Annotated in this window: 34 protein-coding genes and 1 tRNA gene; 21 read left to right on the top strand and 14 right to left on the bottom strand. The window is 54.5% G+C overall.

The window, feature by feature from the left end; translation table 11 throughout:
* Positions 1-3: 3 nt before the first annotated feature.
* Entirely contained in the window at positions 4-450 is a 447-nt protein-coding gene (locus CVE23_RS15965; protein ID WP_038919793.1) for a YccF domain-containing protein, read from the bottom strand.
* A 153-nt stretch (positions 451-603) separates the two neighbouring features.
* On the opposite strand from CVE23_RS15965, the gene helD reads away from it, so the two are divergent.
* Positions 604-2,661, top strand: coding sequence for a DNA helicase IV (gene helD / locus CVE23_RS15960; RefSeq protein ID WP_100849930.1), 2,058 nt, complete (start codon positions 604-606; stop codon positions 2,659-2,661).
* Positions 2,662-2,736: 75 nt separating this feature from the next.
* Here the strand turns inward: helD and CVE23_RS15955 are convergent, their stop codons facing one another.
* Both CVE23_RS15955 and CVE23_RS15950 read right to left on the bottom strand, forming a co-directional pair.
* Positions 2,737-3,195: a methylglyoxal synthase gene (locus tag CVE23_RS15955; RefSeq protein WP_100849929.1), complete on the bottom strand. Its 459-nt coding sequence runs from the start codon at positions 3,193-3,195 to the stop codon at positions 2,737-2,739.
* A 127-nt stretch (positions 3,196-3,322) separates the two neighbouring features.
* On the bottom strand, positions 3,323-3,970 hold the full coding sequence (locus CVE23_RS15950; protein ID WP_100849928.1) for a DUF2057 family protein: 648 nt from the start codon (positions 3,968-3,970) through the stop codon (positions 3,323-3,325).
* 267 nt (positions 3,971-4,237) lie between these two features.
* On the opposite strand from CVE23_RS15950, the gene CVE23_RS15945 reads away from it, so the two are divergent.
* On the top strand, positions 4,238-4,651 hold the full coding sequence (locus tag CVE23_RS15945; protein ID WP_038919790.1) for a CoA-binding protein: 414 nt from the start codon (positions 4,238-4,240) through the stop codon (positions 4,649-4,651).
* 100 nt (positions 4,652-4,751) lie between these two features.
* On the opposite strand, the gene hspQ is transcribed toward CVE23_RS15945, so the two are convergent.
* Entirely contained in the window at positions 4,752-5,060 is a 309-nt protein-coding gene (hspQ, locus tag CVE23_RS15940) for a heat shock protein HspQ (RefSeq protein WP_013318896.1), read from the bottom strand.
* Between the two features lie 204 nt (positions 5,061-5,264).
* On the opposite strand from hspQ, the gene yccX reads away from it, so the two are divergent.
* Positions 5,265-5,543 (top strand): acylphosphatase, encoded by a 279-nt coding sequence (gene yccX, locus CVE23_RS15935; RefSeq protein ID WP_038919789.1) that lies wholly within the window; start codon positions 5,265-5,267, stop codon positions 5,541-5,543.
* A gap of 16 nt (positions 5,544-5,559) precedes the next feature.
* On the opposite strand, the gene tusE is transcribed toward yccX, so the two are convergent.
* Both tusE and yccA read right to left on the bottom strand, forming a co-directional pair.
* Positions 5,560-5,889, bottom strand: coding sequence for a sulfurtransferase TusE (tusE, locus tag CVE23_RS15930; protein ID WP_024106754.1), 330 nt, complete (start codon positions 5,887-5,889; stop codon positions 5,560-5,562).
* A 169-nt stretch (positions 5,890-6,058) separates the two neighbouring features.
* Positions 6,059-6,715 carry an FtsH protease modulator YccA gene (yccA, locus tag CVE23_RS15925; RefSeq protein WP_100849927.1) on the bottom strand — a complete coding sequence of 219 codons (657 nt, stop codon included), beginning with the start codon at positions 6,713-6,715 and terminating at the stop codon, positions 6,059-6,061.
* A gap of 247 nt (positions 6,716-6,962) precedes the next feature.
* Between yccA and CVE23_RS15920 the strand changes: the two genes are divergently transcribed.
* Positions 6,963-7,050 (top strand) — tRNA-Ser (locus CVE23_RS15920).
* A 102-nt stretch (positions 7,051-7,152) separates the two neighbouring features.
* Here CVE23_RS15920 and CVE23_RS15915 read toward each other — a convergent pair.
* The 8 genes from CVE23_RS15915 to CVE23_RS15885 form a co-directional block, all read right to left on the bottom strand.
* On the bottom strand, positions 7,153-8,169 hold the full coding sequence (locus tag CVE23_RS15915; RefSeq protein WP_100849926.1) for a site-specific integrase: 1,017 nt from the start codon (positions 8,167-8,169) through the stop codon (positions 7,153-7,155).
* Between the two features lie 5 nt (positions 8,170-8,174).
* Complete coding sequence (locus CVE23_RS15910) at positions 8,175-8,402, bottom strand: DUF4224 domain-containing protein (RefSeq protein WP_100849925.1); 228 nt, start codon at positions 8,400-8,402, stop codon at positions 8,175-8,177.
* Positions 8,344-8,562: a hypothetical protein gene (locus CVE23_RS15905; RefSeq protein WP_100849924.1), complete on the bottom strand. Its 219-nt coding sequence runs from the start codon at positions 8,560-8,562 to the stop codon at positions 8,344-8,346. The genes CVE23_RS15910 and CVE23_RS15905 overlap by 59 nt, the downstream gene beginning before the upstream one ends.
* Positions 8,563-8,606: 44 nt before the next feature.
* Entirely contained in the window at positions 8,607-8,783 is a 177-nt protein-coding gene (locus CVE23_RS22905; protein WP_167389553.1) for a hypothetical protein, read from the bottom strand.
* Between the two features lie 24 nt (positions 8,784-8,807).
* Complete coding sequence (locus tag CVE23_RS15900; protein WP_100849923.1) at positions 8,808-9,308, bottom strand: siphovirus Gp157 family protein; 501 nt, start codon at positions 9,306-9,308, stop codon at positions 8,808-8,810.
* The gene (locus tag CVE23_RS15895; RefSeq protein ID WP_100849922.1) at positions 9,305-11,437 is read right to left on the bottom strand and encodes an exodeoxyribonuclease VIII-like protein; all 2,133 of its coding nucleotides are present in this window, start codon (positions 11,435-11,437) and stop codon (positions 9,305-9,307) included. The genes CVE23_RS15900 and CVE23_RS15895 overlap by 4 nt, the downstream gene beginning before the upstream one ends.
* A gap of 24 nt (positions 11,438-11,461) precedes the next feature.
* Entirely contained in the window at positions 11,462-11,764 is a 303-nt protein-coding gene (locus tag CVE23_RS15890; RefSeq protein WP_100849921.1) for a hypothetical protein, read from the bottom strand.
* Positions 11,765-12,800: 1,036 nt separating this feature from the next.
* Complete coding sequence (locus CVE23_RS15885) at positions 12,801-13,190, bottom strand: helix-turn-helix domain-containing protein (RefSeq protein WP_100849920.1); 390 nt, start codon at positions 13,188-13,190, stop codon at positions 12,801-12,803.
* 81 nt (positions 13,191-13,271) lie between these two features.
* Here CVE23_RS15885 and CVE23_RS15880 point away from each other — a divergent pair, with 81 nt between their 5' ends.
* The 17 genes from CVE23_RS15880 (at position 13,272) to CVE23_RS15800 (ending at position 23,055) form a co-directional block, all read left to right on the top strand.
* Positions 13,272-13,469 carry a Cro/CI family transcriptional regulator gene (locus CVE23_RS15880; RefSeq protein WP_100849919.1) on the top strand — a complete coding sequence of 66 codons (198 nt, stop codon included), beginning with the start codon at positions 13,272-13,274 and terminating at the stop codon, positions 13,467-13,469.
* A 46-nt stretch (positions 13,470-13,515) separates the two neighbouring features.
* Positions 13,516-13,962 (top strand): toxin YdaT family protein, encoded by a 447-nt coding sequence (locus CVE23_RS15875; protein ID WP_100849918.1) that lies wholly within the window; start codon positions 13,516-13,518, stop codon positions 13,960-13,962.
* A 260-nt stretch (positions 13,963-14,222) separates the two neighbouring features.
* Positions 14,223-14,435: a hypothetical protein gene (locus CVE23_RS15870; protein WP_100849917.1), complete on the top strand. Its 213-nt coding sequence runs from the start codon at positions 14,223-14,225 to the stop codon at positions 14,433-14,435.
* Position 14,436: 1 nt separating this feature from the next.
* The gene (locus CVE23_RS15865) at positions 14,437-15,345 is read left to right on the top strand and encodes a helix-turn-helix domain-containing protein (RefSeq protein ID WP_100849916.1); all 909 of its coding nucleotides are present in this window, start codon (positions 14,437-14,439) and stop codon (positions 15,343-15,345) included.
* The gene (locus CVE23_RS15860) at positions 15,342-15,947 is read left to right on the top strand and encodes an ATP-binding protein (protein WP_100849915.1); all 606 of its coding nucleotides are present in this window, start codon (positions 15,342-15,344) and stop codon (positions 15,945-15,947) included. The genes CVE23_RS15865 and CVE23_RS15860 overlap by 4 nt, the downstream gene beginning before the upstream one ends.
* Positions 15,940-17,352 (top strand): replicative DNA helicase, encoded by a 1,413-nt coding sequence (locus tag CVE23_RS15855; RefSeq protein ID WP_100849914.1) that lies wholly within the window; start codon positions 15,940-15,942, stop codon positions 17,350-17,352. The genes CVE23_RS15860 and CVE23_RS15855 overlap by 8 nt, the downstream gene beginning before the upstream one ends.
* 48 nt (positions 17,353-17,400) lie before the next feature.
* Positions 17,401-17,883, top strand: a complete 483-nt coding sequence (locus CVE23_RS15850; protein WP_100849913.1) for a hypothetical protein — start codon at positions 17,401-17,403, stop codon at positions 17,881-17,883.
* A gap of 71 nt (positions 17,884-17,954) precedes the next feature.
* Positions 17,955-18,131: a hypothetical protein gene (locus CVE23_RS15845; protein WP_308420899.1), complete on the top strand. Its 177-nt coding sequence runs from the start codon at positions 17,955-17,957 to the stop codon at positions 18,129-18,131.
* Positions 18,128-19,354, top strand: coding sequence for a DUF551 domain-containing protein (locus CVE23_RS15840; RefSeq protein WP_100849911.1), 1,227 nt, complete (start codon positions 18,128-18,130; stop codon positions 19,352-19,354). Before CVE23_RS15845 ends, CVE23_RS15840 begins: the two co-directional genes overlap by 4 nt.
* Positions 19,351-19,605 carry a DUF7446 family protein gene (locus tag CVE23_RS15835; protein WP_225622599.1) on the top strand — a complete coding sequence of 85 codons (255 nt, stop codon included), beginning with the start codon at positions 19,351-19,353 and terminating at the stop codon, positions 19,603-19,605. The genes CVE23_RS15840 and CVE23_RS15835 overlap by 4 nt, the downstream gene beginning before the upstream one ends.
* Positions 19,602-19,913: an ASCH domain-containing protein gene (locus CVE23_RS15830; protein WP_100849910.1), complete on the top strand. Its 312-nt coding sequence runs from the start codon at positions 19,602-19,604 to the stop codon at positions 19,911-19,913. The genes CVE23_RS15835 and CVE23_RS15830 overlap by 4 nt, the downstream gene beginning before the upstream one ends.
* Before the next feature lie 468 nt (positions 19,914-20,381).
* Positions 20,382-20,975 carry a DUF1367 family protein gene (locus CVE23_RS15820; RefSeq protein ID WP_100849908.1) on the top strand — a complete coding sequence of 198 codons (594 nt, stop codon included), beginning with the start codon at positions 20,382-20,384 and terminating at the stop codon, positions 20,973-20,975.
* Positions 20,972-21,745: a phosphoadenosine phosphosulfate reductase domain-containing protein gene (locus CVE23_RS15815; RefSeq protein WP_225622598.1), complete on the top strand. Its 774-nt coding sequence runs from the start codon at positions 20,972-20,974 to the stop codon at positions 21,743-21,745. The genes CVE23_RS15820 and CVE23_RS15815 overlap by 4 nt, the downstream gene beginning before the upstream one ends.
* Complete coding sequence (locus CVE23_RS15810; RefSeq protein ID WP_100849907.1) at positions 21,742-22,026, top strand: DUF1364 family protein; 285 nt, start codon at positions 21,742-21,744, stop codon at positions 22,024-22,026. The genes CVE23_RS15815 and CVE23_RS15810 overlap by 4 nt, the downstream gene beginning before the upstream one ends.
* On the top strand, positions 22,023-22,379 hold the full coding sequence (locus CVE23_RS15805; protein WP_100849906.1) for a RusA family crossover junction endodeoxyribonuclease: 357 nt from the start codon (positions 22,023-22,025) through the stop codon (positions 22,377-22,379). Before CVE23_RS15810 ends, CVE23_RS15805 begins: the two co-directional genes overlap by 4 nt.
* Positions 22,364-22,516: a YlcG family protein gene (locus CVE23_RS22790; protein WP_373287818.1), complete on the top strand. Its 153-nt coding sequence runs from the start codon at positions 22,364-22,366 to the stop codon at positions 22,514-22,516. The genes CVE23_RS15805 and CVE23_RS22790 overlap by 16 nt, the downstream gene beginning before the upstream one ends.
* Positions 22,513-23,055, top strand: coding sequence for an antiterminator Q family protein (locus tag CVE23_RS15800; RefSeq protein ID WP_100849905.1), 543 nt, complete (start codon positions 22,513-22,515; stop codon positions 23,053-23,055). The genes CVE23_RS22790 and CVE23_RS15800 overlap by 4 nt, the downstream gene beginning before the upstream one ends.
* Positions 23,056-23,066: the final 11 nt, after the last annotated feature.

Below are 23,066 nucleotides of genomic sequence, written 5' to 3'. Positions count from 1 at the left end.
CGGTTACTGATAACGCCGGCGGGCGTTGGCTTCTCTGGCGGCTTGCGCCTCTTCCACCGACACCACGCGACGCCCCACCGGCCAGAGGGCGATGGCGGCAATCTTGAAATTGGCGATCCCAACCGGAATGCCGATGATCGTCAGGCACTGGGCGATGCCGCTGACGATGTGCGACAGGCACAGCCACCAGCCGAAAACGATCAGCCAGAAGACATTCAGCAGGGTGCCGCCGGCATTGAGCAGCGAACTTTTTTGCTCCGGCCGCAGCTCATCGACATGGATGGCCTCGTTGCCGTATGGCAGCAGAGAAAGTTTGGTAATTTCCCAGCATGAGCGGGTCAGCGGCAGGGTAAATACCAGCACAATGCTGACGACGGTGGCCAGCAGCCAGGCGAGCGTCGTGAAAAAACCGCCCAGCACGAAATTCAGGATATTGAGTACGGCTCGCATGATATGACTACCCTCGGTCAAACCCTATGATGGGAAACGAATTATCACATTATTAGCCGGGTTATTCTAACGTGTTTTTCTGGCTAGAGCGCGAAGTCGGATAGCGGTTACACTACAACTTTGAACATTTCTTCTGAAAATGGCGCAGGGCTCATGGAACTGAAATCGACCGCGTTGGGTAAGCATCTGGCGCAGCATCCCTACAACCGTGTGCAATTGCTGAATGCCGGCGTCAATGTCAGCGGTGATCGGCATGAATATCTCATTCCGTTTAATCAGTTACTGGCGATTCGCTGCAAGAAAGGGTTGATCTGGGGCGAGCTGGAATTCGAGTTGCCGGAAAACAAGGTGGTGCGCCTGCACGGTACGGAGTGGCAGGAGACCCAGCAGTTTTTTCGTCATCTGTTCAAGTCCTGGCAGAGCTGGAGCCAGGAGATGAGCGATGTCTGCAAAGACGTATTGCAACAGTTAGTGGACGCAATTGCGGAGCAGGAAACGGCGGATGGCTGGTTCAGCCGTCAGACGCTGACGCGCGTGCAGCAGGATATCCGGGCGGGGTTTGCCGCGCTGCCGTTGCCGCTGGCGCGTCTGGACGAATTTGAACATTGCCGGGACAACTATCAGCGTTGTCTGCGCTGGCTGGAGCAGGGGGACGCATTGCGCCAGCAAGCTAACCAGCGCTGGACGGAAACGATTCTGGCGGAGCAGAAAGCGTTTTTCGATACGGTGGAAAGTTCGCCGCTGAATCCCAGCCAGTGTCAGGCGGTGGTGAATGGCGAAAACGCCGTGCTGGTGCTGGCCGGCGCCGGCAGCGGCAAAACGTCGGTACTGGTGGCGCGTGCCGCCTGGTTACTGCATCGGGCCGAGGCGTCGGCGCCGCAGATCCTGCTGCTGGCGTTTGGGCGGCAGGCCGCGGATGAAATGAACAGTCGTATCCGTGAGCGGCTGCATAGCGACGAGGTCCAGGCCAAGACCTTCCATGCGCTGGCGCTGCACATCATTCAGCAGTGCAGCCGTAAGGCGCCGGTGATCAGCCAACTGGAAACCGACGGTGCGCACCGGCGCGCATTTCTGATCCAGCACTGGCAGCAGCAGTGTGACGAAAAGAAAACTCAGGCGAAAGGGTGGCGGCAGTGGCTGACCGAAGAACTGGAGTGGACTCTGCCTGAGGGGAATTTTTGGCAGGATGCGGCTATTGCGTCGCGGCTGGCCGGCCGGCTGGAGCGGTGGCTGGGGCTGATGCGGATGCAAGGCGGTACCCAGAGCGAAATGCTGGCGCTGGCCGATGACGAAACGCGCCCGCTGTTTCAGCAACGGTTGCGGCTAATGGCGCCATTGCTGAAAGCCTGGAAAAAAGCGTTGAAAGACGAAGGGGCGGTGGACTTTTCCGGCCTGATCCATCAGGCGGTCAACTGCCTGGACAAAGGCCGTTTTGTCAGTCCGTGGCGGCATATTCTGGTGGACGAGTTTCAGGATATTTCTCCCCAGCGCGCCCGTCTGCTGGATGCGCTGCGACGGCAAGCTCCCGATAGCAGCCTGTTTGCGGTTGGCGATGACTGGCAGGCGATCTATCGCTTCAGCGGCGCGGAACTGACGCTCACCACCGCATTTGAACAGCACTTTGGCGAAGGCGCGCAGTGCGTGCTGGATACCACTTACCGCTTTAATCACCGTATCGGGGATATTGCCAGCCGCTTCATTCAACAAAACCCGGCACAACTGAAAAAAGCACTCAATAGCCTGCGGGACGGCAATAAAAAATCGGTGGTGTTGCTGGCGCAGGAACAGCTCGATGCTTTGCTGGACAAGATGAGCGGGTATGTGACAGCGGAAGCGCGCATTCTGGTGCTGGCGCGTTATCACCATTTGCGGCCTGATGTGCTGGAAAAGGCGCAGACCCGCTGGCCGCATTTGCATCTTGATTTCATGACTATTCATGCCAGCAAGGGGCAGCAGGCGGACTATGTGATTGTGCTGGGGCTGCATGAAGGGCGTGACGGTTTCCCCGCGCCGCCGCGTGAATCGGTGCTGGAAGCGGTACTGTTGCCGCGGCCGGAGCCTTTCCCGGATGCGGAAGAGCGCCGATTGTTATATGTGGCGTTGACCCGGGCGAAACATCAGGTGTGGCTGCTGTACGATCGTGATGAGCCCTCGGTGTTTGTGGACGATTTGCATCAGTTGGGCGTACCGATGCAGCGCAAACCGGGCTAACGGCAACGTCGTCTGTTTACCTTCGGGAGGGAAAACTGGCCGGGCAGCCGGCCAGTTCTGGCGTAAAAACGGCGGTTACTTCAAACGGCCCTGAAGATAGCGCTGGTAATCCGGAATCGTGACGGAAACCGGCTGGCGGAATAGGGTGGAGTTAATCAGGAAGTCTGCTGTGGAGCGGTTGGTGGCGACCGGAATATTCCACACCGTTGCCAGGCGCAACAGCGCTTTGACATCGGGGTCATGTGGCACGGCGTTCAGCGGATCCCAGAAAAAAATCAGCATGTCGATTTTCTCCTCGGAGATCAGGGCGCCCACCTGCTGATCACCGCCCATCGGCCCACTTAACATGCTTCTGACCGGCAGGCCGGTATGCAGTTGAATCAGGTTGCCTGTGGTGCCGGTCGCATACAAATGGTGTTCCGCCAGTTGGGCCTTGTTGGCGCTAACCCATTCCAGCAGGGATTCTTTACAGTGATCATGCGCAACCAGAGCAATGTGCTTATGCACCTCGATTGTGCGGGTGGTGTACTCCATGGCGACATCCTTCGAACAGTATAGTTTTTACAGATTACGGAAACACGGTTTCAGTGGAAAGCGGCAGACTGAAAAAATGCGAGCATCTTTCCAAAAACAGCGTTTTTTGCCTGTAAAATCAGCATGCTTAGTGGGCTTCTCTTTCCTTCGCCCATTCCAGAAATCGCTGGCGCGTTCCTTTGTCGGCTTGCTGAAACCAGTACTGCATGATGTCGAGCGGATCCAGCGGATTGGCTGGCGTGTTGGTAGTGGCGGAAGTCTTCGCGGGGGATTGCAGCGCGAAGGTGATGACAGCCGCCGGTTGGCTCGAACGGTTGTAGTCAGCCATGCGTTTTTCGATTTCACCGGACAATTCCACTTCGCCGGTGCGCAACACATCGGTGCGGATCGGGATGGGCAGATTTTTGCTGTCCACCAGTTGATAATCGGGTGACTGGCTGAAATCCCGCTGCGCATTCGGGCTTTCCAGGTCCGGAAGGCGGATGGAAACTTCGTTGAGGTTGTGCGCGTCGAATACGGCAATCAGACCGGGCGAGCGATAGGTTTGTTTTGTCCCGGCGGATGATCCAACCGTTCGCAGCGCCTGAAAAACGATTTGATGATACCCCTTTTCCAGTTCGAGGCTGTCTGCGCCGTTGAGCAGCGAACCGGAGACCTTTTTCCCATCGACCATCATCAGCTCAATATCGGGCCTGAGTTTCAGCGTCGTCGCCATCGCCAGAGAACTGAGCGTGAGCAACCACAGCGTGGCGGCGATAGCGGGAATTGTTTTCATACATGCCTCATTACGGATCTGATCGCCGTATTGTTCAGTAATGGACAGAATGTGTCAAAATTTAAAAAATGAAATATTTGGTTATTAATGCGTAATAAGGTAGCACGACGCGCTTGTGGTGAGCCTGCCGATGGATTTTACCGGCACGACATATCGGCGCTGGTATTCTGCGTTACACTGATAACAGGCAGCGCCTGACGCCTTCGGGTTTTCCGGCATCATGTCTGAGAGCGGGCGTTCATCGGGTCAACGGTCACGGAGTCAACCATGCAAGACAGCGATATTAAAGCGGTACTGAACCAGGTGAAAACCATTGCGCTGGTCGGGGCTAGCGAGAACCCTTCGCGCCCCAGTTACGGCGTGATGGCTTATCTGCTTGGGCAGGGATACCGGGTGATTCCGGTCAGCCCGCGTCTGGCGGGGCAAACCCTGTTGGGGCAAGCCGCCTATGCGTCACTGAGCGATATTCCGGAACCGATTGATATGGTCGATGTCTTTCGCCAGCCGGACGCCGCGTTTGAAGTCGCACAGGACGCGATAGCTATCGGTGCGCGGGTGCTGTGGCTGCAAATCGGCGTCATCAATGAAGCCGCGGCGGTACTGGCGCATGATGCGGGACTGACGGTAGTGATGGATCGTTGTCCGAAAATTGAAATTCCCCGATTGGGGCTGGAAAAATAAGCGGCCTGCCTCGTTTCCCGGTGGGGAGCATTTCCCGGTGGAGGCAATACTGGTGGTAAACGCGCGGCTGGCGGCAAACGAGCGCCGCAATCATTACATGTCAGTGCAGCAGACGCGGGGCGCGGCGTCGGATCGTGGCGGCCAGTTCATCCAGCGATGGGTGCTCAGAAGGGTTGGGGTCTTCATTGACCAGTTGCTCTTCCGCCAGGTAGGTATGAATCGGGCGGCCCTGCTCATCTTCCATCACCACGTGATACCAGGGCGCCGTTCGCAGGGTATCATTGACCGCAAGCTCCTCCCATTTCGGTTGCTCAAGGGAGTATTCAGGATCAATGTCGATGACGACGCCGGGGTACCCCAGTAGTTTATGACGAATCTGCTGTCCGATGGTGAATTTACAGTTAATCATATGACCTCCCGAGAAACGTATTACGTACCCTAAATGGGGGGATGGCGCGTGGTTTTCAAGTCATCAGGTGCGGTGGCGATCTTCATCAGGACGGCTTAGCCAGTCGGTCTGTTTATTTTACTAATAATAGGCTGAACGATGGCGAAAATGCGTTAACTCTGACGTATTTTTACACTGCATTCAGTGGCGTTTGAGGGGGAATAGATGTCGACGGTATCCGTGATTGCCTGGGTTTACGGAATGGTGCAAGGGGTGGGATTTCGTTATCACACCCAGTTGCAGGCTCGCCAGTTGGGGGTACGCGGCTACGTCAGAAACTGCGATGACGGCAGCGTGGAGGTGGTCGCCAGCGGCGAGACGCATGCCGTAGAGCAACTGGTGGCCTGGCTAAAGCAAGGAGGGCCGCGCCATGCCCGGGTGGACAAGGTGCTGATGGAGCCGCACCCCGCCACCGATGAGCGCGATTTTACCATTCGCTATTGAACCCGCGCCTGAATATTCAGATGCATTTCACCGGTTTCGGCAGCCCGGCAATTTTGGTCGCCTGTTTGGCTGGGCCCTTGGGAAACAGGCGGTAGAGATAGCGGCTGTTGCCTTTCTCCTCGCCGTATTTCTGGGCCATCGCTTTAACCAGCATACGGATGGCGGGCGAGGTATTGAATTCGATGTAGAATGCCCTGACAAAGCGCACGACTTCCCAGTGCGCATCAGTGAGCGTGATGCCTTCCTGTTCCGCCAGCATGGGGGCCATGCCTTCCTGCCAGTCGCTGCTGTCTTTCAAATATCCCTGGGCATCGGTATCGATGACCCGGTCTTCAAACACTAACATATTGCCTCGGTATGACGTGAAAACACGCCTAGTCTAGCAAACTTTGCAGCGCATACAGAAGATGGCGCAAGGTGCTGTTTGAAACGTACCCTGCGGTCTTCATGCTCGCAAAAAAACGACAAGGCGCCCGAAGGCGCCTTGTCTGGAGGAGTCCGATGTCGGCGTCCGATTACTCTCGTGACATCCCCAACAGGCTCAGCAGGCTGACAAACAGGTTGTAGATGGAAACATACAGGCTGACTGTCGCACGAATGTAGTTGGTTTCGCCGCCGTGGACGATGTTGCTGGTTTCCCACAGAATCGCACCGGCGGAGAACAGGATAAACATCGTGCTGATAGCCAGATGCAGCCCCGGCAGATTCAGGAACAGGTTGGCAATCGTCGCCAGCAGCAGCACCACGAAGCCAGCCATCAGCATGCCGGACAGGAAAGACATGTCCTTGCGGGTGGTCAGCACGTAGGCGGAGCAGCAGAAGAACACCAGTGCCGTGCCGCCCAGCGCCAGCATGATGATGTCGCTGGCGCCGGCAGCGATAAGCGTGCTCAGCAATGGGCCGAGGGTATAGCCCATAAAGCCGGTCAGTGCGAACGCGGCCAGAATACCCGCCGGGCGGTCCGCCAGACGATATGTCAGGAACATCAGGCCGTAAAAGCCGACCAGCGTCAGGATCAGACCCGGCGATGGCAGGTTCAGTACGGTGCTAAGGGTGGCGGTGACGGCGGAAAAACCCAGCGTCAGCGACAGCAGGAAATAGGTATTACGAAGTACCTTGTGGGTACTGAGTAGCGATTGCTCGCGAGTAGTGGAGGCAATAATGCGGTCCATAATAACGACTCTCTCTAGTTAAGGGGGCCATTGTTGTCTTTAAAGAGAGTAAGTAGTTGCATTATGTTATTAAAGCCGTTTTACCCTTCTTTACGCTGTTGACGATAAAAGTACACTGTTGATAATCAACGCTTGAGCCTGATGGCGATTTTGTACGCTTTCAATCGGTTGCTGCCTGTTTTTCAGGCGATTGAGCGATGTGTCGCTTTACAATATCCGGCACACTGTTTATAGTTCGCGTCGTTGCGGAGGAGTGGCCGAGTGGTTGAAGGCACCGGTCTTGAAAACCGGCGACGCGAAAGCGTTCTAGAGTTCGAATCTCTACTCCTCCGCCACTTCTTTCAATAACTTACATCGAATTATCCCACCTGATTTTTACCATGTTACTATATTGTTGGTATATCTTGTTGGTATACTCATTTCATTGTTTTGCATAGCTATTCATCATCATCAATTAAAGGCAGGTCAAGCGTTGGGCTGATTTTTGTCTTGCGATCGTATGTGATTACCTGAGCCTCCGTCTTGTGACCACTGAAAATCTGCTTATCGCGGCTACTTCCTTCATAATCAGAAATTCCCTTCGCCTTGATGTCATGAAAATGGCACGTCAGCTCATAACCCAATTTTTGGCCTGCCTCCCGCCGCGCATTAACCCAGAGTGTATTTAGCCCTTTGTAGCTGTATTTCTCCCGGAACTTGTTGACGATGATGTGGCGTTTTCCGCCCAGCGACTTGGCTTGATCAAGGGCCGCACGCAATCTGTCGGTATACTCCTTGATCTGCCGAACGCCGGTCTTGCCCTGCTGAACGAAAAGTCCCAACTCAGTTTCCTGACTCCATTCCAGATCCTGCACATCGCCAATTCGCGCAGCGCATAGATAGGCTATCTCCATCGCGCACTGTAGTGCCGGCGCCCCCTCTTTGTAGATGGCCACATACTCGGCATCTGTAATGTAAATATCGCGAGCCTTTACGGTAAATTTCGATATGCCGGCGCATGGATTGGTTTTCACGTACCCCCGCTCATAACCCCACCGGTAGACTCGGCTCATGCTGCTTTTTTCTTGGTTCGCCTGCGTGCGCGAGCTTTTCCCCCTCAAATCAAGGTAGCGTCTAACATGCTCTGGCTTGATGGAGTCGGCCTTGGCCTTTCCAAATGCGTGGAGTAATTTTTTTTGATGCTGCAGGTAATCCCTTTGAGTCCTTGGCGAGCGATCTTTGTAATACTCGCTATCAAGAAATAAATTCCACAGTTTTTCAAACGTCATTATATCCCGTCTGGAATTTATTATTTTTTCGTATTTCTCCCAAACCTGCGCTATAGATAAATCACGTATTTTCCCGAGCGTAATCGTTTCTTTCGTTTTTGCTGGCTTAAATATGTAGCTATATTTATTTTTTCTGACTCGCGGAGGTAATTTATTATCCTCCGGATTAATTCGCTTTCGTCCCATTAAATCTAAATCCCGTCAAAGTTTATCCCAACGTCATCATCTTCCAGTTCCGGGGCTGGCGTTCCGTTTAATACGGCGTTAACGTGCGCCCACGTTACGCGAGGTTTTCCGTCTTTGCGGACGATGAACGAAATCCCAGAGCGGCGCAAAACATCGATTTGCTTTGATGGGTATTTATAGCCCGTTAGTTCGATCAATTCTTCGTCGCTTAATAGGACGTTTTCTGTGATCATTATTTTCCCCCAGCGATTTTATTATTTCGTCAGCATCGGTGCAGGCATCGTCTATATCCTGCTGGGTCAGGGTTTTATTTCTGACGCTACAGGCCAATCGGCCTATTTTGATGTCGAATTCAGATAACAGGCGGGCGCCCTGCTGCCATTTTTTATACATAGTGACCTCCATTCAGAGGTCACTATATTATTTGTGGTGATGAGTTATTTCTGATTATCGATAATCGGTTTTTCGTTCTCCGGCGGATAATTGCTGATACGCACGTCGGCGGGCAGGTCGTAAAAAACATCAGCGCGCCGGTGAGTGATGATTCTGCCAACCCTGCCATCCGGCAGGGTGAGGTACGTCGGTTTGTGCGGGTGGTGAGTCCATTTTAGCATTGGTTTTGCCTCGGTGCGGGGTGGTCAGCGGACCTGCAGCGACTGCTGTCCGATCTCAATGTGAGCGCCGGGGACGTCAACGCCGTTTTCTATGGACTCCTTGATCGCTTTCTTATCAGGGGCAACCAGTGTTTGGACTGTAACGAGCTCATCCGGCAAGAGGCTTTCATTGTCTATGATGACGCTGGCAACCCCTTTACGTGCAGTGAACGTATTGCGCGACGTCTTGAGCGATGACAGCCCAGCGGCCAGCAGGCAATCCAGTGCGTATTTTTTCAGCTGCTTTTCCCTGTTTTCGAATGAGCGCTTGCGTTCAGCCAGGCGCTTGGCTTCTTCGTCACACGTCTTTGCCTGACCCTGCAAATTGCGGACGTGAATCATGATCGCGTCCATTTTTTCGGACAACTCAATTTCAAGCCCGGACATTGTGTCTGCGATCATTTCCGGGGTCAGTTCATCTGATGTTTCCAGTAGTTGCTGTAGTTTTGCCATATCGGCGGCAATTGCGATAGCGGTAGTGCTCATGCTTTATCTCCTTCTTTGGTTTTCAGTTCCGCGATGCGGGCGTCTTTCAGATCGTTTAAGCGGCGCAGGCGGCCAGCCAGATATTTAGCGTGGTCATTGTCGCCCTTGGCTTCGGCGTTCTTGCGATGTACCTCAACCTCACGCGCCAGCACGCCGTAAACCTTGGCCGCCTCGTTTTCGCTAACGGCCGCTTTAATGGTTTCCGCGGCGCGCCCCAGTTTTTCGTCCAGCTCTTCGCGCAGGCGGGTGACATCAACCGCTTTTTCGCTGGCCCGCTTGATGCTGAATTCAACCTCGTTTTCTGCTACGTATTCCGGATTATCATGCATGCCCAGCCATACGTCGGCGCTAAAGCCCAACAGGGATAACGCTTTCTTGATGGCATCGGTGAGGCTTTTCTTTATAACCTCCGAGTCGGTTTTAATCCCCTTCTGCGTTTTGTACATGTACGGGGTGGCACCGTACGCCTCGATCTCCGAGCGCCCGCCACTATCGTTGATGTACCAGAGCGCGATTTTCAGTGAGTGATTCAATTCACTGATCAGCGACCCATCAGCATCACGCAGTATTCTTGTGCCGATGAATTTCTTGTTGTCGTCATAAATCGCTTCGCTTAGCGGTGCGCCGGGGAACATCTTTTCTTCCAATATGCGATAGCCCCACCCTCTTCCGGCCGGGCCAAAAATCTCGGTGGCCCGCATGAACATGTATTCGCTATTGATGCTCGTCCCCTCAAAGCCGGCGCCCGTCAGTGGCTTTGTATAGCGAGGGTCGGTTCGCTGCACGCGCTTCCAGATGTTGAGGTTTTCTTGCTCGATAACGGGCTTTTCTTCGATATCCGATTCCACGGCCGCGGCACGGGCCTGAAAATCATCTGCAGGTGCAGGTGCAGGTGCAGGTGCAGGTGCAGGTGCAGGCGTGCCGCCTTCATCACCGCCCGCGTAAATACCGTAACCCATTTCATCAAGCGCCTGGCGGGCCTGCTGCGCGACGCTGGCCGCCGGTTCCGGTTCGCTAGCTTCCGTTTTTTCTCCCTGATTTGAGGTGCTAGATTCGGGGCCGATCAATCCGTCGATAGAGAACCGCCCGCCGCCGAGATTCTGGATATCGGGTTGCTGATCGGGCTTACGTGTGGTGATAGCCGCCTCGGCCTGTTGCGCGTCGTCGCCATCATGCTGGTTGTCATGAGCCACCGCACCCTCGCGCCATACGGCCAAATACTTGTCAGCCAGACGCTGGCGCGCGTTCGCGTCATTGAGCAACTCGGGGCGCTTTTTCGCTTCGCGCAGCAGCCCCAGCAGCACATCACCGGGAATTGACAGGGCACCATTTTGCAGCCGGATCGCCATCGACCAGCGTTGAAACATTTGGTCGTCAGATTTAGCCAGCTCCTTCGCTCGGGCCACATCAGAAGCGGACACGCCGTCAAACGTGTCGGCATCAGTCACGATGCACGACGCTATTCCGATATCCAGTCGATCCATGTTCGTCCACACGCGCTCAACTGTTGGCGCGGCTGACGGCGGCGCGCTGTGGGTGGGGCGCTCAGCCGTTCCGTATATCCAGTTGTTGACGAACGCACTGGCCGCCGCCGCGTCGATCGGCGGGTTGAATTTTTTCTCAATCTCCGCCACCAGCTCAGTTACGCGAACCGGATACATTGCGGCCACCGCTGGATACTGTGACAGCACACTAACGATGGTGTGCGTGTCGTCATCACCGGATTCGTCATCAGCGAAAAAATCGAGGACGAGAGAATAATCGTGGTCATCCAGATCCGTTTTACCCAGCAGCACGAGCGCCGCGATTTTCTCCTGCAGCGACAACTCGGTTGGGCGGATGGGGGCCGGGTCAGGCTTGCGCGTCCACACACCCTCTACAAGCTCGTTTTCATCCATGAATTCAGTGCTAAACCTCCCGATACCGGGGCGAGGCGAGCCTACACAATCCTCCGTTATCGTCGGGTTGAAAAAGTTTTCGCTGGAGCCGGGAAACAGCTCTTCCAGAAGCATGGTCGCGGCCATTGCCGCCAATTTCTGGGTTTTCGCCTCAATGAGCGTTGCCATCTCCTTGGCTCCGCTTTTCACTGCCGATTTTTTCGGTGTGAATGATGCAACATACATGGTCATTGGTTTTGCCTCGACGCTATGTGATTAGCGGCTGGTCATGGCCGCGGGGAAGTGCTCAATGCATTGCAGGTTTTTGATCCGGTCCTCAATCGCCGATGCCTGCACGTGCGCTGAATCAATGATGCTGGATTGCTGGCGGCGCAGCTGTTCGACGCATTTTTGCGTGATTTCACCGGCGGACAACTGTGGAGCGGGGATCGTTATTTCACGCACATCAATGAGTGTTAATCCGCTCCACCGTGACATGTCACACGTAGCAACAAACGGGACGGGATTGAATTGGTTGTGATGGATGTATAGCTTGACGGTGATATCTGGCGCTTTCATAGCGATCCCTTTATACTGGGGCTACCAGTGGCGGCCCTTGGTTGTCATTGGTTTTGCCTCGGCGCGGGGTGGTTCCCGCGCTGTTCCCGAAAGGTTTGGTCGCCGATCGGGGTGAAGAAGCCCGCGCAAGCGGGCTTTTTTGCTTCACAACACAGCACACTCTGGCCTTTTAAAACCGAATAGACCCGATTTATCAGAGTGCACTGTGGTGTGAAAAAGGGCGGACATGGGAAAGGAACAACCCGCACCGCCAAGGTCTCACACAGCTTACTGGCAAGGATCACGGTCCTAACGTGATTTGGTTGTGACGCCCGGAGTCGAACCGGGCAGCGGGTAGGGTTTCCCGCCGATCACCTGATAACCACAACGATAAGAGCACCCGCTGGACTCGAACCAACACCACGGCCATCGCCATTGCCGTTAACGAGTGCTACCTATTACACCAGGGTGCTCTTACCTGTTGCGTGCTGTCTTTCCAGCCGTCACCGACTTGTCGCCTCGGGGCGCCACTTGGTAGACATTTACGAAGACCGTCTTGAAGTGGTAAGCCATCCAGTCTTGAATTTGGTGCCCCGTAACGTGGGGCGAGCGGCACTGTTTTATCCGTGGTTTATCGAGGGTTCAGGCTAACCCCGTTTACGCGCCATCGGACGGCCTTAGCATTGACTCTCTATGCGTCGGGAGAACACACCGCGGTTAACGGTGGAGAGCGTTCCAAACCTAATTCGTGCCGGTTACGCTATCCGGAGTCGCTTCACCGACCCAACCAGGTCAGAACTTACGACCGAACCTCTGGTGTTAGCGCAGTCTTTCCCGCTGTCAGAACTCATTACCCAAACTACTGCGGTCATTGGTTTTGCCTCGGTGCGAATCATCTACCTATTCGTGCGCCGGTAGCGGCTACTTCGTGGGCGTCCTGCCTGTTCGCTGTCGTTGGAGTTAATTTAGATAAAACGAACAGATTAGTCAACGCTAAATTTAGATATAACGAACAAAATGGGCGAGAAAAATCCCAAGTAATTAAAATTACAAGGGATTATTTTGAATCCTTTCTTGCCCTGAGGAGTTCTTCGAATAGCCGATTGAAGCCATCCACTCGCTCGCGCAAATCGGCAAGGTGCTTTTCCTTTTCGGACTCTGGCAGCGCTGAAAATAGCCTCACCAGCTCCGTCTCCCTCTCATCCAACTCTCTGGGGGTGGGCAGAGCATCTCCCGGAAACTTATCTTCATCGCCGTATAGAATCCATGTCGGCGAGCACTGGAGTGCTTCACTTAGGGCGAAAAGGTTCTTGCCGCCAGCTTCGCTATCATCAGTTTCCCATTGCGACACGGTCACGTGGGAAACCTTGATTAACTTTGCAAGCGCGCGCTGCGTTAGTTTTAACTCTTTTCTTCGCGCTCTAATGCGCTGGCCGGGTGTATTCATAGTTAGTTAATTCTAAATTTTCTTGACTTAGTTATCTCAAACATCTAGCTTGTCAGTTAAATCTAACAGGAGGTGTTTCGTATGTTTAAAACCGATGCCATTAAGTACTTCGGCAACCTCACCAAGCTGGCCGAGGCTGCTGGTGTAAAACTCCCTTCAGCCAGCGCCTGGGGTGATTTAATCCCTGAGCGGCGTGCGGCGCGGCTCGACCGCGTAACCAACGGTGCGCTGCGTTATGACCCTGTGCTCTATCAGCGTCATAACGATACCCGGGGTTAACCCCAAAATCTGATTATCAAAAATCAATGCGTAGGAGACGCGGGAAATGGATATCAGGGAGTTAAAACGCGAAGTTGAGGGCTGGGCCGCGGAGATGGGGCAGGAGTCCGTAGCGATAGAGATATCGCGTGCATTAACAGAAACGGGCGGGCATCCGGATATCAAGCTACACGACATTGAGTGCGGCGACGTCTGGCGGGCCATCAACAACAACCGGCAGCAGATTTTCAGGTGGCTGCGTAGCGACACGCGGGCAGCTGACAGAAAAATTCAGGCGCTGGCGCCAGCCATTAAGCGGGCATTGCCAGCAGAGCGCCGGGCGCGGCTGGAATCCAGCGCGATGTATTTAGTGGCGATCGCTATCCGTGAGTTTTTCGAGGCCGTGATTGCGATATTGCTGGGTGATTGTGACATGTCACAGCGACTAGCAACGGCAAACGCAGCAATAGCAGCCGTAGCGCCGGTACTACAACAACGGCTGACCACCGTTTAAACCGAGGCAAAACCAATGACACCAGAGGATTTTATCAGAAAGCACGTCGTTGAATCCCTGCGAGCAGAGGGATTTTCAGCGGAGCAGGCGGCTCAGGGGGGGGGTAGAGGCCATCGCGTATTATCGCCGGTCCTCAAAGCCATCCAGTAAGCGCAGAAGCATTTTTGATGATTGTCTGGATCAGGCCCGGCTGATTATTCGGTACGGGCGAAAAAATAAGACCAGGTCTGTAAAAGGCCAGATGTTTTGAGGCAAAACCAATGATCACTATCACGTATTGCAACGGTTTCCGGTTAGACGGTAACCCGGCGCATATCGCAGATATCGTGCCAATTTTTGAAGCGCGTCGCGAGGCTGCTCGCTTGGCCTGGGAACAGTACGAGCAGCGCAAGGCTGAGTTGTTCGAAGAGGATCTAACACCGGAACAGTATCAGGATGCATGCCGGGTGATTGCTGAGGCGCTGGGGGTGTGACGTGAGCAGTACAATTCTTGGTTACGTCTGGGACGCATGTGCAGCATCTGGAATCGGTGGCACAAAATTACTGATCATGGCGCGCCTTGCAGATTTTTCTAACGACGAGGGTATGAGTTATCCCGGCATGAAAACAATAGCTCGGCAACTACGCGCTGGTGAGAGCACTGTCAGGACGGCGATCGGCGAGCTGGAGGCTGACGGCTGGCTGGTGCGAGAGAATCGTCGCAAGGGGAACAGAAATACCTCTAACGTTTATGTTCTCAACGTTGACCGCCTGGAGTCGATCGCATTCGCGGAACGGCAGAGAGTTAGAGAACTCAGGAACCGCAATTCTCACCCGCCAGAATCTGACGCGTCAATTCCTGACACGTCAGAATCTGACTCTTCATACGCGTTTCACCCGTCAGAATCTGACAAAAAACCGGGTTTTCACCCGTCAGAATCTGGGGGACATGATCCATCAGTAATAACTGATCCATCAGTAGATAGATCTGAATCATCAGATATACGCGCTATGGGCAAAAAAACAGCGAAAGAAGACTATCTGGAACAATTCGAACTGTGCTGGAAGGTATATCCAAAGCGGGAAGGGTCAAACCCTAAAAATCACGCATTCAAGCACTGGCAGGCTCGAGTCAAAGACGGCGTTAGCCCTGATGACCTACTGGCTGGCACCCAACGTTACGCAGCATTCTGCACGGCAAAAGGGCAGATCGGCACGCCGTATGTCATGCAGGCGCAGCGGTTCTACGGCACAAGCCGGGAGTTTGAAAATAGTTGGGAGGTATCGACCACTCCAGCACCAGCACCGCGCCAGCAGAAACCAGCGGACACAACGCAAGACATGCTGGCCCGCCAGTATCAGGGCGGCGGAGTTAACTGGAAATTCAGGGGTGAATCGCGATGACAGCCACCACCGAAATTACTGAAATTCTGTCCGCAGAGTGCGGAGTGGGGCGGCGATTCATCCGCTCAACACTGGAAAATTTCACCCCTGCCAACGAGCAGGCGGAAAAAAATCTGTCGGTTTGCCGTCAGTTCATCGGCGAGTGGGAACAGATTTATGAAAACGGCTCAAGCCTGGTGATGACCGGCCGCCCGGGTACCGGCAAAACTCATCTGGCCGTGGCTGTCATGCGTGCGCTGATTGAACGGCATGACGTAGACACGTACATGACGACAGCCCAGCGAATCATCCGTGCAATGCGTGATTCGTGGCGCCAGGGCGGCGACAGGACTGAATATGATGTGCTCAGTTTTTATTGCGAAAAAGACCTTTTGGTTATCGATGAGGTCGGTATGCAGCACGGTACAGACTCAGAGCGCCTGTTGGTGTCCGAGGTCATCAATACTCGCTACGAACGCATGTTACCCAATATCCTGATCAGCAATTACACACGCGATGAAATGGATGGTTTTTTGGGTTACCGGGCGATGGACCGGGTGATGGAGAGCTCGGCGGTACTGGTGTTTGACTGGGATAGTTACAGGACGGGGCAACATGGCTGATTTTTTACCGCCGCATGATCTCAATGCTGAGCAGGCTGTGTTAGGCGGCCTAATGCTGAACGATGACGAAGAGCGACGCGCAGCGGTAATGGCGATGCTCAAACCGGAGTCGTTTTACTCCCGGGCTCACCAGTGCATTTACCGCAGCCTGCTGTCACTCGCAAAAACAGACCGACCAACCGATGCGGTTACGCTGTCAGCTGAGTTGACGGCCAGCGGCGATATTGAACTGGTGGGGGGGTTTGGCTATCTCGTCGAAATATGCCGAGTGCCGGCCGCTGCAAACACGGCGGCATATGCGCGCATCGTTCGCGACAACGCGATAGCGCGATACACACAGCGCCAACTGATCGCCTGCACCGAAATCATAATGGCGGGTGACGGGCAGCCGGTTGACGAAAAATTGGCGTCAATTCAACGGATTATGGGCCAGACATTCGAGCACGCGACAAGCGGAAAGCGCGGCGGCCTGCGCCCGTTCGCCGACGTGCTGGCTGAGTGGATGGACGATGTCGATCGGCGATACACAGACCAAAACGCCGGGGGGCTGACGCTGGGTGTTTCCGGTTTGGACGAAATTATGGCGCCCAAATATGCCCTGCGCGGCGCACTGATTGTGGCCGGCGCGCGACCCAAAATGGGTAAAACCGCATTCTACAACAGGGTGATCGGCCACTTTGCGCTGAATCACCGGCTTCCGACCCTGGCGTTTTCGCTGGAGGTGACCGCGCGTGGCATTGTTGAGCGACTGGTCAGCCAGGAATCCGGGGTTAAATCAGAAATTTTTTATACCGGCGCGACAGATGAGATGGATATGGCCCGCGCGATGGCGAAGGCCCAGGAGCTGGCGGAAACAAACCTGATGCTCGACGACACCCCGTCGGTATCGCTGGCGCACATTGTCAGCGAGAGCCGCCGGATAAAGCGCCAGCGCGGCTCTGTCGGGCTGGTCGCCGTCGACTATCTAACGCTGATGAGGGGTGAGCAGGCAGAGCGTCGGGATATCAGCTACGGCGAGATCACGAAGGGGCTCAAAGCGCTGGCGAAAGAACTGGACTGCGTTGTACTGCTGCTGACCCAGCTTAACCGCGCGCTTGAACAGCGTGCAGATAAACGACCGCTGCCGTCAGACAGCCGCGACACGGGGCAAATTGAGCAAGACTGTGACGTATGGATCGGGCTGTATCGCGACTCGGTCTATAACGAGAACGCAGACCCCCAACTGACCGAATTGATATTGCGGATGAACCGCGAGGGGCCGTCTGGCACAGCATACACGCTGCTGCGAGACGGGTATTTCGTAGACACAACGCCGGAGGATATCGCACAGAGAAAATCGCAATCAGCAGCACCGCAGCACCGCGAGCGGCGGTACAGCAAAAAAGAGCCGATTCAACCCTTTTAAACTTAAACCGCGCCTGACCAGCGCCAACCCAAAAATAAGGCAAAACCAATGACCACCAACAAAACTGAAGTTGTTTTCGCAAAGCGCGCCGGCATGATTGATGACGGCTGCGATCACACCGCCGTTATTTTGTGGCAAATGAACTGGCGCGCCCGCGCCGTCAGCCGCTCCGTATATGTTCCACGCCCCCGGCCGATCCCCGTCGTCAAGCCGCGCGATCTGACCCCTAAACCCCAGCCGCGCCGCAAGGCCGAATCTACGCAGTATCGCTATGCAAACACGCTGCCGCTGGAATCGCTGATCGCAGTGATGTCCGGCCGCTGGCTCAGCTGCGATGCAATGCTGAAAATCATCACGACCCAACACCCTGAGCACACAATCAGCCGTCGCGCATTGGCCGTGCGCGTCAGCTCGATGATGAAAAGCCCCAGCGTTGACATCGAAAGCCGCGATGTCGGCATCACTGAATACCGGCTCAACAGCGTAGACCCCGTTTATCTGCAGCGCTCGAAGACGGCCGGCGGGAAATGACGAGACAGTCCGATTATCTACCTGATGGGCTGCCACACAACCGCGGATTATGGCCCGCTGAATGCAGGGAAATGGAGTGGCTGGACCTGCGAGCCAATCAACTGATTCACGCCCTGATCGACGGCAAGACCGACCGTCACCAGGTGGAAGCAGAAATAGGCCGCGTTGCGGAGCGGCACCGGGAACACTTTAAACGCCGCCTGAACTACTGGCGGGAATACCTCAAAAAACAAGGCAAAACCAAATGACAGAACTGACGAAAGAGGCGCTGACCGACGCCATCAGATCCGCGGCAGTCAAAGCGGCATCAACCGACGAACGCCGGGTACTGAATTATGCAGCGGGTGAAATTGAGCGGCAGGGCAGTGAAATTGAACGCCTGAAATTCGACATGCGGGAACTCACCGAGACAATGAATCGCGCTCGACGCACAGCAAAAGATCTGGCGGAGGAAAATCACTCATTACGCAATCCGGCACCGGAAATCACCGCTCAACTTGAGAGCCTCAAATACGTGCGTGTGGAGCCCAACGGCTGGACGTGCAGCACACTGCCGCATGGGCGCGTTACTGATGATGTCGCTGAGCCGTGGAATGCTGCGATCGATGCGGCCGAGCTGATTACTGATGAGCTGGTTGCCGAGCTGGCAGAGCATCACATCCCGACGATGCAGCGGCGTATCGCCGAGCTTGAGGGGCTGCTGTTCGCTCAGGGGGCAGAGTTGGCATATCTGCGGGGGCAAGAGCCGTTCATGTACGGGATTCGCGAGCCGGATGGAACCGCATACATGGACGAGCACTGTGTTGATCTGAACAAAGAGCATATAACGGGCGTTGTCGATGGATTAAACGGGGATGAGACGGGACCGAACAAGTACACAGTTGTCGCGCTCTACGCCGCACCCGTCCCGGCAGCCGCTAGCCAGCCTTTCGCGGTGCCGGACTTTCGCGCGCTGGCTGAGAATTTAGTAGAAAACATAGTTGATCTGGGCAGCGCTACGCCTGAATACGAAGAGCAACTGATATCGTTTGCAGAAAAAGCCTGCCGCGCCGCCATGCACCAGTCCGGCAACTCTCCGGCAATTCCGGATGGTTGGGTGGCCTGCAGTGAGCGGATGCCAGAGGCGAATTCAGAGCAAGAGGTTCTTGCATGCTTCAAAGGTGGTGACATTTCTACGCTGTATTACTGCGAGGGCCGATGGGATGACGCATACGGAATTGTCCCTATTCGTCAGGATGTAACCCACTGGATGTCGCTGCCGCCAGCCCCCCTGTCAGACCATATTCCTGACGCCACGAAATTGATCGGCGAGCTGACTATGTTCGTCAAGCGCTTATCTTGGTCACTGCGCAGGGCAAACCCCGATAGCAAGGTCGCTAACCAAGCTAGTCAGTATCTACGGGACAAGGGGTTAATCTCCGTGTCTGACTGCCTGCGCGGAGCCGATGAGAGCGAAGGGGGTGAGGCGTGAGCAAGATAAAAACAATGGGCGCAAGCCCGTTAACCGGGCAGGTCTTTTACGGCACCATCAACACAGAAAAGGGCATATGGATAGGTAAGAAGACCGATGTGACTGATATGGCATATCGCGCTGTTGCTGAAAGCCTAATGCATAATGGCCGGGATATTGTTTTCACGCTCAAAGACGGACGTGAATTGGTGCTACGCGCGGATGTTCGTGACCCGGGTGTTACCAATCCGACAACAGGCGGTGCCGAATGAAAGCACTATCTATCCGCCAGTCCTGGGCCTGGCTTATCGTCAATGGCTACAAAGACATCGAGAACCGTAGCTGGCACACGAAATACCGCGGGCAAGTGCTGATTCATGCCGCAGCGACAATGCCGACCCCTGCCGAGTGGCGTGAAGCGATGCGTGTCGCCCAGCTTGCTGGCGCACCAGCGATCCCATCATTTGAAATGATGGATAAAGGCGGCATTGTCGGCTATGCGACGATCACCGGCACATGCGAAAGCAGCTCGTCACCGTGGTTTTTCGGTCCAGTAGGATTCATGAAGCTGAGCGGGTGAGCAGCGGGTTAGAAAAAGGGGAGCTTAAACGCTCCTTTTTTATTGTAAAAATTAATTATCAACAGAATTAATAAAAAATATAAATGATTTTATGCAATTTTGTATAATAACATTAGTAATTATACGAATATGATAGAAGTCGTTAAGTTCGATGCAAGTATTCCAAGTGATACTGTTTTTATATACAGTATAAATAATGTGGGTTGTGAGTGGGGGTTTAGTGTCTGACATTGAGTCTGTAGCCGATGGGCTCCCAGACGGCAGAGCGCTAATAACGATAGAGCAGGGACAGATAGTTAGCGTTAGAATAGTTGGTGATAATGAGCATGTAGCAAGCCTGGCGGCGCTGCTGGATATCGCAAAACTTGCTGGATATGAAATTGTAAACTCTGGGAACAAGCCGTATAATTAATGTGCCGGACTGAACACCCGGCAACCCAAATTACTGCGCTATCACGAGGATGAACGATGGCGCAGTTATCATTAGTAAAATCCCCGGGCGGAATACTGGTTCCGTCCACACCTGACACTCGCGAATACCTGAACCGGCTGGCCGTCGGTGCAGTGATTTGTTGCGAGTTTAAAAAGGCTCGCAACCCCGCATTTCACCGAAAATATTTCTCCCTGCTGGGTCTTGGTTTTGACTACTGGGAGCCGGCCGGCGGCGCCATTTCTCAATCTGAACGCGATTTCGTTCGCGGATTCGTGCGTTATCTCGCCAGCTACGCCGGCGCAGAGGACGCAATCAGTGCTGTCGCTGATGAGTATTGCGAAACCACCGGTCGCCAGCGCGCCGCTAACATCTCCGGCACAAAATCATTTGATGCATTCCGACGATGGGTGACCACCGAAGCTGGGCATTACGACGCCTATATCATGCCCGATGGCAGCGTCCAGCGCGAGGCGCGCTCTGTCTCATTTGCAAAAATGGATGACCTGGAATTTAACGACCTTTACCGGGCCACTCTCGACGTTCTCTGGAATTTTATCCTGCGCCGGTCATTCCCAAGCCAGCAGTCAGCAGAAAACGCAGCCGCGCAGCTGCTGGAGTATGCGGCATGATGAACCAGAAAATTCAGGAGCTAATTAGCGCTGGTGCGATTTTCTATGTTTCCCACAGCGGAGGAAAAGATAGTCAGGCTATGTATGCGTTGCTGTCTGAGCATATTCCGCACAATCAAATAGTAGTCATTCACGCGAGTCTGGGTGACGTTGAGTGGCCCGGCGTTATTGAGCACATCAAGGGAAATACAACCCATGATTTAAACGTCGTCCAGGCCGGAAAAAACCTTCTCGGCATGGTCAAATCACGCGGGAAGTGGCCCAGCGCCAGTTTCCGACAGTGCACCAGCGATTTAAAACGTGGACCCATTCAAAAATTCATCCGCCAGGACATCAAGAGACGGGGTGGCGGAATCGCGGTCAACTGCATGGGTTTGCGCTCGCAAGAATCAGCAGCAAGAGCGAAGCGCAACCCGCTAAGTCTCAACAAGAGCCAGAGCGTCAGAGGGCGCGATGTTTATGACTGGCTCCCTGTTTTTGATCTGACCACTGAGCAGGTTTTCGAAACAATCGCCAGCGCAGGACAAAAACCACACTGGGCATACAGTACAGGCAATGAGCGCCTCAGCTGCATGTTTTGCATAATGGGTTCCCTCAACGATTTGCGCAACGCAGCCACATTAAACCCGTATCTCTACCGGCGATACATCTCGCTGGAGCGCGATATCGGACACACCATGTTTACAAAAGGCGGGAAGCCAATTTGGCTGGATGAATATGTCGGTATACCGGTCACCAATATTGATTGTGGCAAAGGGGCTGCCGCATGAAAACCATCTACCGCAGTAAAAAATGGCTGGCGGCCGTCGGCAGCATTCAGCAGTGCGTTTTGTGCGGCACCTGGGGTACCCAGGTTGCTCACAGAAATGAAGGCAAGGGCATGGGCATCAAGGCTGATGACTGCGCCACTGCTGCCATCTGCGTCCAGTGCCACACAGAGATAGACAACGGGAAAAACCTGACCCGTGAAGAGCGCCGCCAGATCATGGACCGCGCCATCGTCTTGACCGTCATTCAGATTGCCCGCCAGGGTTTGGTGGTGCCGAAGTGAAAACCTACAACATTACGCCGATAGGCAAGCCACGCATGACACAGCGCGACAAATGGCAAAAACGGCCACCGGTACTTCGGTACCGGGCGTTTTGCGATGAAGTCAGGCTGAACAAAATCACACTCCCGGAAAGCGGCTGGCACGTCACGTTCGTCATACCGATGCCAGCAAGCTGGAGCAAAAAGAAGCGGGCGGAAATGAATGGCAAGCCCCACCAGCAGAAACCCGACAAAGACAACCTGGAGAAAGCCCTGCTGGATGCGATTTTTGATGACGATAGCCGCATCTGGGATGGCCGGGTTTCAAAAATCTGGGGTGAAACAGGGCAAATCATTATATGCGAGGCGGCATGAAATCAAATAACCACACCACCGACATCTTGCGCCTACGCTTGCGCCGCTTGCGCATATACCGCTACGCCGGGTCGGTGGTTATTGATTACCGGATTCTGCGCAATTATCAAAAAACACTGGTGAGGGCTGGCGCGTGACGGACGAATTAAAATTGACGCAGGCGCAAAAATACTGGCTCCAGCCGATTCTGGATCAATTCGGCGCGTGGGTGTACTCCGGGCGCCTGGACCGCCGGCAGACCAGCATCATTTCGCAGTTCATGGCGCGCATGCGCCCGGCAGAATACCCGTCACGGCCGATGTGTAGCGACGATGATGGCAGGCTGATTAGTGCCATCTGGGACGAGCTGTATGCAACCAGTCGCACAGCCTGGGTGTTGATTTTTTGCCGGTATGTGTACGGCAGCAGCGATCGGCACCTGGCGCGCGTGTACCGCGACGCTCTCATGATTGGCGATGATAGCGCCGCGGCCAGCAATGACCCGGTCAAATGCCTGATGTCGCGCCGCGTACCAGCGCACAGACCCGTAGACATCCCGTCTATATCAACGTGCCGGCGGGAGTCTCTGGCGATGATAGAGTCGGCGGAAATGCTGGTTTACCTGCGGCTGACCGGAGCGCTGGCGGAGCGGGATCGGCTGAATGCGCAGAGAAAGAAGTTAAACGGCAGTCGATAGATTGACAAATA

Origin of the sequence: Dickeya fangzhongdai, from assembly GCF_002812485.1 — a bacterium.
Classification (GTDB): domain Bacteria; phylum Pseudomonadota; class Gammaproteobacteria; order Enterobacterales; family Enterobacteriaceae; genus Dickeya; species Dickeya fangzhongdai.
Note: the sequence above shows the minus strand (reverse complement) of the source record. Positions and strands in the feature narration are given on the sequence as shown.

What these genes read in the sequence shown, in the direction of transcription:
- CVE23_RS15880 (WP_100849919.1), top strand. Translation starts at nt 13,272, where the DNA reads ATGTTTAAAACCGATGCCATTAAGTACTTCGGCAACCTCACCAAGCTG.
- CVE23_RS15870 (WP_100849917.1), top strand. Translation starts at nt 14,223, where the DNA reads ATGATCACTATCACGTATTGCAACGGTTTCCGGTTAGACGGTAACCCG.
- tusE (WP_024106754.1), bottom strand. Translation starts at nt 5,889, where the DNA reads ATGTTAGTGTTTGAAGACCGGGTCATCGATACCGATGCCCAGGGATAT.
- CVE23_RS15955 (WP_100849929.1), bottom strand. Translation starts at nt 3,195, where the DNA reads ATGGAGTACACCACCCGCACAATCGAGGTGCATAAGCACATTGCTCTG.
- CVE23_RS15890 (WP_100849921.1), bottom strand. Translation starts at nt 11,764, where the DNA reads ATGAAAGCGCCAGATATCACCGTCAAGCTATACATCCATCACAACCAA.
- CVE23_RS15965 (WP_038919793.1), bottom strand. Translation starts at nt 450, where the DNA reads ATGCGAGCCGTACTCAATATCCTGAATTTCGTGCTGGGCGGTTTTTTC.
- hspQ (WP_013318896.1), bottom strand. Translation starts at nt 5,060, where the DNA reads ATGATTAACTGTAAATTCACCATCGGACAGCAGATTCGTCATAAACTA.
- CVE23_RS15810 (WP_100849907.1), top strand. Translation starts at nt 21,742, where the DNA reads ATGAAAACCATCTACCGCAGTAAAAAATGGCTGGCGGCCGTCGGCAGC.
- CVE23_RS15875 (WP_100849918.1), top strand. Translation starts at nt 13,516, where the DNA reads ATGGATATCAGGGAGTTAAAACGCGAAGTTGAGGGCTGGGCCGCGGAG.
- yccA (WP_100849927.1), bottom strand. Translation starts at nt 6,715, where the DNA reads ATGGACCGCATTATTGCCTCCACTACTCGCGAGCAATCGCTACTCAGT.
- yccX (WP_038919789.1), top strand. Translation starts at nt 5,265, where the DNA reads ATGTCGACGGTATCCGTGATTGCCTGGGTTTACGGAATGGTGCAAGGG.
- helD (WP_100849930.1), top strand. Translation starts at nt 604, where the DNA reads ATGGAACTGAAATCGACCGCGTTGGGTAAGCATCTGGCGCAGCATCCC.
- CVE23_RS15900 (WP_100849923.1), bottom strand. Translation starts at nt 9,308, where the DNA reads ATGAGCACTACCGCTATCGCAATTGCCGCCGATATGGCAAAACTACAG.
- CVE23_RS15910 (WP_100849925.1), bottom strand. Translation starts at nt 8,402, where the DNA reads ATGATCACAGAAAACGTCCTATTAAGCGACGAAGAATTGATCGAACTA.
- CVE23_RS22790 (WP_373287818.1), top strand. Translation starts at nt 22,364, where the DNA reads ATGCGAGGCGGCATGAAATCAAATAACCACACCACCGACATCTTGCGC.
- CVE23_RS15845 (WP_308420899.1), top strand. Translation starts at nt 17,955, where the DNA reads ATGGAGTGGCTGGACCTGCGAGCCAATCAACTGATTCACGCCCTGATC.
- CVE23_RS15820 (WP_100849908.1), top strand. Translation starts at nt 20,382, where the DNA reads ATGGCGCAGTTATCATTAGTAAAATCCCCGGGCGGAATACTGGTTCCG.
- CVE23_RS15945 (WP_038919790.1), top strand. Translation starts at nt 4,238, where the DNA reads ATGCAAGACAGCGATATTAAAGCGGTACTGAACCAGGTGAAAACCATT.
- CVE23_RS15815 (WP_225622598.1), top strand. Translation starts at nt 20,972, where the DNA reads ATGATGAACCAGAAAATTCAGGAGCTAATTAGCGCTGGTGCGATTTTC.
- CVE23_RS15915 (WP_100849926.1), bottom strand. Translation starts at nt 8,169, where the DNA reads ATGGGACGAAAGCGAATTAATCCGGAGGATAATAAATTACCTCCGCGA.
- CVE23_RS15855 (WP_100849914.1), top strand. Translation starts at nt 15,940, where the DNA reads ATGGCTGATTTTTTACCGCCGCATGATCTCAATGCTGAGCAGGCTGTG.
- CVE23_RS15885 (WP_100849920.1), bottom strand. Translation starts at nt 13,190, where the DNA reads ATGAATACACCCGGCCAGCGCATTAGAGCGCGAAGAAAAGAGTTAAAA.
- CVE23_RS15950 (WP_100849928.1), bottom strand. Translation starts at nt 3,970, where the DNA reads ATGAAAACAATTCCCGCTATCGCCGCCACGCTGTGGTTGCTCACGCTC.
- CVE23_RS15905 (WP_100849924.1), bottom strand. Translation starts at nt 8,562, where the DNA reads ATGTATAAAAAATGGCAGCAGGGCGCCCGCCTGTTATCTGAATTCGAC.
- CVE23_RS15895 (WP_100849922.1), bottom strand. Translation starts at nt 11,437, where the DNA reads ATGACCATGTATGTTGCATCATTCACACCGAAAAAATCGGCAGTGAAA.
- CVE23_RS15850 (WP_100849913.1), top strand. Translation starts at nt 17,401, where the DNA reads ATGACCACCAACAAAACTGAAGTTGTTTTCGCAAAGCGCGCCGGCATG.
- CVE23_RS15840 (WP_100849911.1), top strand. Translation starts at nt 18,128, where the DNA reads ATGACAGAACTGACGAAAGAGGCGCTGACCGACGCCATCAGATCCGCG.
- CVE23_RS15860 (WP_100849915.1), top strand. Translation starts at nt 15,342, where the DNA reads ATGACAGCCACCACCGAAATTACTGAAATTCTGTCCGCAGAGTGCGGA.
- CVE23_RS15830 (WP_100849910.1), top strand. Translation starts at nt 19,602, where the DNA reads ATGAAAGCACTATCTATCCGCCAGTCCTGGGCCTGGCTTATCGTCAAT.
- CVE23_RS22905 (WP_167389553.1), bottom strand. Translation starts at nt 8,783, where the DNA reads ATGCTAAAATGGACTCACCACCCGCACAAACCGACGTACCTCACCCTG.